Annotated in this window: 9 protein-coding genes and 1 pseudogene; 5 read left to right on the forward strand and 5 right to left on the reverse strand. The window is 66.4% G+C overall.

Translation table 11 applies throughout. The features are described 5' to 3' along the window. The 3 genes from WAN71_RS01410 to WAN71_RS01420 all read left to right on the forward strand — a co-directional run. On the forward strand, positions 1-437 hold a 437-nt coding region (locus WAN71_RS01410; RefSeq protein ID WP_422223614.1), incomplete at its 5' end, for an SRPBCC family protein. A gap of 2 nt (positions 438-439) precedes the next feature. Next, entirely contained in the window at positions 440-1,309 is an 870-nt protein-coding gene (locus tag WAN71_RS01415) for a class II glutamine amidotransferase (RefSeq protein ID WP_422223615.1), read from the forward strand. Further along, a complete protein-coding gene (locus tag WAN71_RS01420; RefSeq protein ID WP_422223616.1) occupies positions 1,306-2,172 on the forward strand; it encodes a patatin-like phospholipase family protein in 867 nt (288 codons plus the stop codon). The genes WAN71_RS01415 and WAN71_RS01420 overlap by 4 nt, the downstream gene beginning before the upstream one ends. On the opposite strand, the gene WAN71_RS01425 is transcribed toward WAN71_RS01420, so the two are convergent. The 5 genes from WAN71_RS01425 to lpqV (WAN71_RS01445) all read right to left on the reverse strand — a co-directional run bounded on the left by WAN71_RS01425 (position 2,169) and on the right by lpqV (WAN71_RS01445) (position 6,430). Then, entirely contained in the window at positions 2,169-3,869 is a 1,701-nt protein-coding gene (locus WAN71_RS01425) for a CocE/NonD family hydrolase (protein ID WP_422223617.1), read from the reverse strand. The two genes, WAN71_RS01420 and WAN71_RS01425, sit on opposite strands and share 4 nt — an antisense overlap. Beyond that, a complete protein-coding gene (locus WAN71_RS01430; protein ID WP_422223618.1) occupies positions 3,866-4,873 on the reverse strand; it encodes a patatin-like phospholipase family protein in 1,008 nt (335 codons plus the stop codon). Before WAN71_RS01430 ends, WAN71_RS01425 begins: the two co-directional genes overlap by 4 nt. Positions 4,874-4,989: 116 nt before the next feature. Continuing rightward, entirely contained in the window at positions 4,990-5,673 is a 684-nt protein-coding gene (locus tag WAN71_RS01435; protein ID WP_422223619.1) for a class I SAM-dependent methyltransferase, read from the reverse strand. A gap of 353 nt (positions 5,674-6,026) precedes the next feature. Then, the gene (lpqV, locus tag WAN71_RS01440; RefSeq protein ID WP_422223621.1) at positions 6,027-6,098 is read right to left on the reverse strand and encodes a lipoprotein LpqV; all 72 of its coding nucleotides are present in this window, start codon (positions 6,096-6,098) and stop codon (positions 6,027-6,029) included. Beyond that, complete coding sequence (gene lpqV, locus WAN71_RS01445; RefSeq protein WP_422223622.1) at positions 6,092-6,430, reverse strand: lipoprotein LpqV; 339 nt, start codon at positions 6,428-6,430, stop codon at positions 6,092-6,094. Before lpqV (WAN71_RS01445) ends, lpqV (WAN71_RS01440) begins: the two co-directional genes overlap by 7 nt. 129 nt (positions 6,431-6,559) lie before the next feature. Here lpqV (WAN71_RS01445) and WAN71_RS01450 point away from each other — a divergent pair, with 129 nt between their 5' ends. Both WAN71_RS01450 and WAN71_RS01455 read left to right on the forward strand, forming a co-directional pair. Next, positions 6,560-7,138, forward strand: a complete 579-nt coding sequence (locus WAN71_RS01450; protein ID WP_422223620.1) for a cysteine dioxygenase — start codon at positions 6,560-6,562, stop codon at positions 7,136-7,138. Beyond that, positions 7,135-7,295: pseudogene (locus tag WAN71_RS01455) on the forward strand (sulfurtransferase); the annotation flags it as partial. The gene WAN71_RS01450 and the pseudogene WAN71_RS01455, both read left to right, overlap by 4 nt.

A 7,295-nucleotide genomic window follows, 5' to 3' on the forward strand; every position in this document is an offset into this window, starting at 1 on the left:
TACCTGTCGGCCTCGATGAAGCCTTCGCCGGCACCCTGCCGCGGCCGCTGCCGACGATTTTCAGCCGGTGGTATGGGCCCATCCCGCCGATCAAAGCGGTCAGGGATCAGACCGGCGAATGGGATACGCCCGGGCAGACCAGAGTGCTGGTGATGACCGGTGGGGCAAGCATGCGCGAAGAGCTGACCAGTGTGGACCCGCCGCACGCGTTCGGCTACGCCCTGACCGGGATCACCGGCCCGTTGGCATTGCTGGTCGGACGTGCTGAGGGCCAGTGGGTCTTTACCGCGAGCGGTACCGCGACCACGGTTACTTGGCGCTGGAACATCCATGCCCGGTCGGCGCTCACTGCGCCGCTGCTGCCGGTGTTGGGCCGGGTGTGGAAGGGCTATGCGCGCAGGTCGCTGGAAACGCTGTCCGGTCTGCTGACGGGCTGATCATGTGCCGACTTTTCGGGTTGCATGCCGGGACCAACGTTGTCACCGCGACGTTTTGGCTGCTGGACGCCCCGGACAACCTCGCCGCCCAGAGCAGGAAAAACCCGGACGGCTCTGGGCTCGGTGTTTTCGACGGCCAGGGTCACCCCCAGGTTCACAAGCAGCCGATCGCGGCCTGGCAGGACGCCGACTTCGCCGCCGAAGCGCACGAGATGACCGGCACCACCTTCATCGCGCACGTTCGCTACGCGACCACCGGAACCCACGAGGTGGTCAACACCCATCCGTTCCTGCAAGACGGCCGGATATTCGCCCACAACGGCGTGGTGGAAGGTCTGGATGCGCTCGACGAGCGACTGGCCGAGCTCGGGACCGCTGATCTGGTGTTGGGGCAAACCGACTCCGAGCGGGTGTTCGCGTTGATCACCGCCTCGATCCGGGCGCGGGGCGGGGATGTGCGGGCCGGTTTGGTCGACGCGTTAGGTTGGCTGGCCGCCAACGTCCCGATCTACGCCGTCAACCTGTTGCTGAGCACCGCCACCGATCTGTGGGCACTGCGATACCCGGAGCCCAACGAGCTCTACATATTGGACCGCCGCGGTACCCCGAAGGATCATCGATTCCATCTGCGCACCAATCGCATTCGCGCTGACAGCGACCATCTGCGGTCGCGGCCGTCGGTGGTGTTCGCCAGCGAGCGGATGGACGACGATCCGCAATGGCGGCTGCTGGTACCGGGCGAGCTGGTCCATGTCGACTCCGCGCTGCAGATCACCAGTGAGGTGGTATTGCCGGATCCGCCTCGACACCAGCTGCGCCCTGAGGATCTGAACGCGACGGCGCAGGCGGCGCAGCACACTGCGTCGGCGTGACAATCAAACGGGCGCTGGTGCTCGGCGGCGGTGGCGTGGCTGGAATCGCTTGGGAGACAGGCGTTCTGCAAGGCATCGCTGACGAATCGCCTGCCGCGGCACGAGCGCTGCTGGATTCCGAGGTACTGGTGGGCACCTCGGCCGGCTCGGCGGTGGCGGCACAGATCGGCAGCGGCTTGAGCCTCGAGGAGCTGTTTGCCCGACAAGTCCAGGAAGCGTCGACCGAAATCGATCCAGGCGTCGGGGTGGACGCCGTCACCGACCTCTTCCTGGCCGCCTTGTCGCAGCCGGAGAGCACGGTGTCGCAGCAGCGGCAGCGAATCGGGGCGGTCGCACTGGCGACAGAAACCGTGGCCGAACCAGTCCGGCGCTATGTGATCGCCCAGCGCCTGCCGACACAGACCTGGCCCGATCGGGTGCTGCGCGTCACCGCCATCGACATCGCGACAGGGGAACTGGTTGTGTTCGACCGCGATTCGGGTATCGACCTGGTTGACGCGGTGGCCGCCAGTTGCGCGGTCCCCGGAGCATGGCCGCCGGTGACGATTGGGGACCGGCGCTACATGGACGGCGGGATCGGCAGCACAATCAACCTGGACGTCGCCGACGACTGCGAGATGGCGGTGGTGCTGGTGCCGGCCGGCGTGCTGGCGCCCTCGCCGTTCGGCCCCGGCCCAGGCGCCGAGATCGCGGCGTTTGGTGGCACTGCGTTAGGTGTGTTCGCCGACCATAAGTCGCTGGCAGCTTTCGGGCCCAATCCGCTGGATCCGCGCTGCCGCGTCGCCTCCGCGGAGGCTGGGCGTGCGCAGGGCCGGCGCGAGGCGGCCGGTGTCGCCGCGTTCCTCGGCGTTACGCCTACCTAGGCGATCACCGGAACAAGCAGTCGGGCAGCGTGATCCGGGCCCCAGTGCAGCGTACATTTGCAGCGTGGGCCGGACTCGTAGGCCGACGGGAACTGGCCGGTAAGCGGGTTTCGGGGCCACAACCACCGGCCCGCGACGACCAGCCGAAGTTGCTCGCCGGCCCGGAACAACGTCGCCGACGGCCCGAGCGGAATGTCGACCTGCACGATCTGTCCCGGTTGCACAGGGTTACGCCGGTCCAGGGCCGGCAATGGTTCAAACGGCCGGGAGTGGGCCTCGTCGAGCGTCCGCATGGACGCCTTCAACCACCCGCTCGTAATCCGATCTCGCCCAAAGCCGTAAGAACCTTCGAACGGCACATACCGTCGGCCACGCCACTTTTCGACACCGACGAAGATATCTACGTCATCGCTGCCCTGCACTTCAACAAACAGTCGTACCGCCATCGGTCCGGTGATTTCAGTGTCGGTGTCCAGCGTCCAGCCGAATCGGGCTCCGCCGGAACGGGTATCGAACGTGATGGAGCCGACTTGTTCGGGGGCGCCCGCCAGTAGTCCGGCATCACTGAGGTGCAGCGCCGTCCAGCTTGTCGACTCCAGTGGCCAGCTGGTTTCGTCGCGGACCTCGACGATATGGTCGCGGTGTTCACGAACCTCCAGGCGGACCTTCGGCTCCGGCGTGCCCGTCCCATCGCGCAGATGCCGGTCGAGGAATGCCAACTGCGTGTCGAGCGCCGACCGTGAATAGAACGTGGTCCACTTGCCGCCGCGGTGAGTGTAGAGATGGCGTTGGGGTGAACTGATCTGCTCGAAGGCGCGCACCGACCCGCGGCTGTGCAGATTGTTGTCCGAGAAACTACCGCAAATCAACGCAGGCAGTTCGATTTTCGGCAAGTCAGGCACCAGCGCCTGCCACCATTCGTCGCGGAGCGGCCGGGTGGCATTCTCGTCGCCGAGATTGTATTTCAACCGGACATTTTTTAAGTTGCGGCTCCACACCTTGAGGAATCCGTTCTCACGAATGCCACCCCTGCGGGCGAAGTCGCGATATGCGTCGGTGAATCCTTCCCAGGGGACGATCGCCTTGAGGTGGGGTGGTCGCAGTGCGGCCGCTTTCCATTGCGAGATCGCCAGGTACGAGACACCGATCATGCCGACGGCACCGGTGGACCACGGTTGGCGCGCTGCCCACTCGATGACGTCGTAGACGTCCTCGGCCTCTTCATCGGACAGCAACGCGCCGACTCCGTCTGATCGGCCCGCCCCGCGCAAATCGCAGTTGACCACCGCGAACCCGCGCTCCGTCCACCAGACGGGGTCCGGAGCCTCCCAGCCCGTCAGATCCGAAAATCGCAGTCGCGTCGGTTGGCGCAGCAGGCGGTACTGGATGGACACCGAGTAACCACGTCCCCGCTTCTTCTTAGCGGGAAGGTTGTCCTTGCCGTAGGGATGTGCGCACAGCAAGGCCGCGAACGGGCCATCGCCGGGTGGGCGATACACGTTGGCGCGCAACATGGTTCCGTCACGAGTGGGGACCGCTACATTGTTGTCGATCACCAGCGCAGTGGGCTCCGCGGCGTAGACGTCAACCGGTGATCGCGCGAAACCGCGCAAACGTGTGAGCGCGTAGCTGGCGGCACCGGGCCGTCGCCAGGGTCGGTCGGGAGCCGCGGCGTCGGGTGCAGCCGGTCGTGTCATCGCTCGTCCCTCCGGGAAGCGTTGTCTGATGGGTCAATGGTGTCCAGCGCCCGGGCGGCCAGGGTGCGGCCGACGTCTATCACCTCAGCAGCGCGGTGGAATTCCAAGCCGCGGCAGGCCGACCGGGGCACCTCGATCAGCAAGTCGGGTGGGTAGGCGGCCAGGGTGTGGCGCGCCAGCGCGGCCTGGGCGATGTCGATGGTGCGGTTCATCACTTCGAAACCGCCCAGCTTGGGCACATCGGGTTCTTCGTCGGATTCGGCATCGATGTCGGGGTCGTTCCCCCCCGAGATCGACGAGCCGAACCGGTTGAGCACCGCCCGCGCCGTGGGCCGGTCGAGCAGTGCGGAAGTGCTGTTCAGCATGCGGTTCAGCCACTCGGCGGTGGGCCCGGGTTCGGGCTCGTGGCCGCCGACGGCCTCGCTGCCGGACAGGCTGACCGCAATGGTCAGATCGGCGTTGACCGCGGCGATCGGCGCCATCGGCAGCGGATCGAGGATCCCGCCGTCGGCGAGGAGTCGCCCGTCGACGACATGCGGCGCGATCACACCGGGGATGGCGATCGACGCCCGGATGGCCTCGTCGACCGGCCCGCGCTGCAACCACACCGACTTGCCGGCCAGTAGGTCGGTCGTCACCGCGGTGTAGGGGATCGACAGCTGCTCGATGGTGGCGGCACCGAGGATGTCGCGTACCGCGTCGAGGATTTTCTCGGCTCGCAGCACACCGGCCGCGGTGATCGACGGATCCAGCAGCCGCAGGATGGCGCGCTGAGTCAATGACCGCGCCCAGTCGGCGAACTCATCGAGTCGGTCCGCGGCCTGTAAACCACCGACAAGTGCGCCCATCGACGAACCGGCGATTCCGACGATCTGGTAGCCGCGGTCGTGCAGCTCGTCGATCACTCCGATGTGGGCGTATCCGCGGGCGCCGCCGCTGCCGAGCGCCAGCGCGACCCGGGGCCGCGACGAATCGTCGGCGCGCTGCGAGTCGAAGTCGGCCATGGGCTCATTGTTCTCCGCACCCCGCGCCGGCCGTGGGTGGCGGTCGAAAGCACCGAGCCCGCACACGCGAGGAGGGTTCGGCAGGCACCCGATGCGACCGCCGAACCCTCCGGGAATCAGCTGCGGTGCGCGCTCACCAGGAACGACGGCAGCTGCGCACGGCCGTCGGACCCGATGGTTACATTGCGGTATTCGAAACCGTTGGGCAGCGTCCTGGGCACGTTGACCGAGGCCCGCGCGGGCCGTACCTCGTCGACGACGAGGTGCCTGCTGACGATCTCGCGCAATTGCGCCTCGGTGAATGGCCGTGGCCCGAAATCGGCGTCTGGCGGGAATGCGTCGGTGGAGAAGACCAAGGCGAAGAATCTTCCACCGGGCAGCAGCGCCCGCGCACTCGATTCGACGTATCCGTCGCGGAGCTTCTCGGGCAGGCAGTGAAAGACCAGTCCGTCGATGACGGTGTAGAAGTAGCTTTCGTAGCCGGTCGTTTTCGAGAGGTCGGCGACACTGAATTCGGCGTCCAGACCACGTTCGGCTGCCGCGCGCTTGGCTTGCGCGACGGCGCTGGCGGAAAGGTCGAGGCCGACGGCGTCATATCCTTTTTCGGCGAGCGCCAATGTCGTTACGCCGACGCCGCAGCCGGAGTCGAGCACCGGGCTGCGGAAACGCCGTTGACGTTCGAGGGCGGCGAGTTCGGGTTGCAATTCACCGATATTCCAACCGGGATTTCCGGGGGCGTAGGACGCCTCTCCGTTGTAGAGCTCATCCCAGTCGACGGTGTTCACATTAAATGTAGGCATGGCACCGAAGGTAAATATGTCGAGCGCTGGTTTCAACCTGCCGAACGCTTTTTAACAACTTCAATACGGCAGGTCGGCCCGTGTTAACGCGTCGCATGAGCCTAGGCCGCTTCGCGGGAATTATGCACCCGAAAACTGGAAAACCGCTGAGGATTTCCGTAGCGTATCCCAAAGCGCTGAGCTAAAATAATCCAGTAGTCGAATAAGCGCCGACAATGATAAACAACTGAAAAAGTGCTGGGAATATCAGACGAAATGGATTTCCGGCCGGTCGGCCCGTTCTGACGAACGTCGTCCAAGGCCCTCGGTTCGCATTTTCGCCCGGCGTGATTCAATCCCCCGCGGTCCCCAGGTCAGCCGCATTCGTCGGCGGCTGCGGCGCGTGCCGCCAGGATCACCGCCGCCTGCCGCGCCGGGCTCAGCAATGCCCACGGGACGTTCCTGGTACGACCCCGGTGGCGTGCGGTGCCTGAACGGCCGCCTGGTACGCCTCGACCAACGCCTGCGAATCGCGGGGTCGATCCTGCATCCACGTCTTCGCAGCGTGACAGGCCTGAAAGTACTCGTCCTCGGTCGACTGCGCGGGCGCGTCAACGCGGGTCGTCACCCCGCTCGGCGAGACGCCGGGACGGGCGGACGGCGGACGAGTAGCGAGGGGTGTGGGCACCGGCGGCTGGGCCGGGTCGTGATCGACCGAGCAGCCCGCCGCCGACACGGTCCCGCGACGGCAACCGCGCCCCACACCAACGGGCGCCATGGGCACCGGCGCACCTGAGTAAATGTATGCAACACTGTCTGCCGTGACGCAGCGAACGGGATTTTGGGAGTGTTGTCGGCCCTGACTGCCGCCGCCCCTTGGTCCGCTCGTTCGTTCTGGAGTTCTTGCATGGTTTCCGCAAACCTTGTTGCTGATCGCGTCCCGTTACACCGCTCAGCCGTCCGGTCGGTCTCCGGCCCCACCCGGCTGCGGCAGGCTGACCTGCTGCACATCACCGACCAAACCGCCGACGACGTGCTCAGCGGGCGCTTCGACCACGTGGTCCCGCCGACCGGCGTGCCCACCGACGACCGCTGGTTCGTCCGGCTGCACGGCGACGACGAAGTCGACATCTGGCTGATCAGCTGGGTGCCCGGGCATCGCACCGAGTTGCACGACCACGGCGGATCGCTGGGCGCGCTGACGTTGCTGTCCGGGTCACTTGACGAATTCCGCTGGGACGGCGAGCGGTTGCGCCGACGGCGTATCGAGGCCGGCGACCAGGCCGCGTTCCCGTTGGGCTGGGTGCATGACGTGCTGTGGGCCCCGACCGCCGCGGCCGCTGCGCTGCCACCTCCAGCGGATCCCACGCTGAGCGTGCACGCGTATTCGCCGCCGCTGACCGTGATGTCGTACTACGAGGTCACCGCGCAGCGCACGTTGCGCCGCAACCGCACCGAGTTGACCAACCACCCGGAAAACCTATGAGCCGCATCGATCAGATATTGGACGCGTCCCGGGCGCGGTTGCGCCGACTGGCTGCTGACGAGGTGCCCGCCGCGCTGGACCGCGGCGCACTGTTGGTCGACATCCGGCCGCAGGCTCAGCGCACAAGTGAGGGCGAGGTGCCCGACGCCCTAAACGC

The organism is Mycobacterium sp., from assembly GCF_049280035.1.
Taxonomy (GTDB): Bacteria; Actinomycetota; Actinomycetes; order Mycobacteriales; family Mycobacteriaceae; genus Mycobacterium.